At 40.0% G+C, this 881-nt stretch carries 1 protein-coding gene; it reads left to right on the top strand.

The genetic code is table 11. The annotated features are described in order from the left end of the window. Positions 1-69: 69 nt before the first annotated feature. Positions 70-881, top strand: an 812-nt coding sequence (locus LUD75_RS19065) for an alpha/beta hydrolase (protein WP_232707395.1), incomplete at its 3' end; no start/stop codon positions are given.

Genomic DNA, 881 nt, shown 5'->3' with positions numbered 1-881 from the left:
TACATTTGCTAAAGAATTAAGACAACAAAATATTAAATAAATTAATCACAACATTTAAAAAATTAAATTATGAGCACACTAAAATTAAAAGACGGAACAGAGATTTTTTACAAAGACCAAGGCGAAGGACCAGTTTTGATGTTTCACCACGGATGGCCATTATCATCAGACGATTGGGACGCACAGGTAATTTTCTTCCTGCAAAAAGGTTACAGAGTGGTGACGCACGACAGAAGAGGTCACGGCCGTTCCAGCCAGGATATTTACAATCACACGATTGAGCAGTACGCTTCTGACGCAGCGGAGTTGGTTGAATTCCTTGATTTGAAAGACGTAGTTCACATCGGTCACTCTACAGGTGGTGGCGAAGTCATCAGATATGTAAATAAATATGCTAATGGAAGAGCTAAAAAAGCGGTTTTAATCAGCGCAGTTCCGCCAATTATGGTAGCGAGCGATAGCAATCCGGATGGTGTGCCGATGTCTGTTTTTGATGGTATCAGAGAGCAGACTTTGAACAACAGACAGCAGTTTTATATTGATTTGACTTTCCCTTTCTACGGCTACAACAGAGAAGGTGCAGACGTGAAGGAAGGTGTACAAAGAAACTGGTGGAGACAAGGAATGATGGGCGGAATCGTAGCTCATTATGACGGAATTAAAGCGTTTTCTGAGACTGATTTCAGAGATGATTTGAAAAATGTTGATATTCCGGTTTTGGTGCTTCACGGTGAAGATGATCAGATCGTGCCTTATCAAAATGCGGCTTTGAAATCTATTAAATTATTGAAAAACGGAACTTTAAAAACCTATCCTGGTTTCCCACACGGAATGCCGACAACTCACGCAGATATTATTAATAAAGACCTTTTGGAGTTTAT

It is taken from the genome of Epilithonimonas sp. JDS, assembly GCF_021261315.1.
GTDB lineage: Bacteria > Bacteroidota > Bacteroidia > Flavobacteriales > Weeksellaceae > Epilithonimonas.
Note: the sequence above shows the minus strand (reverse complement) of the source record. Positions and strands in the feature narration are given on the sequence as shown.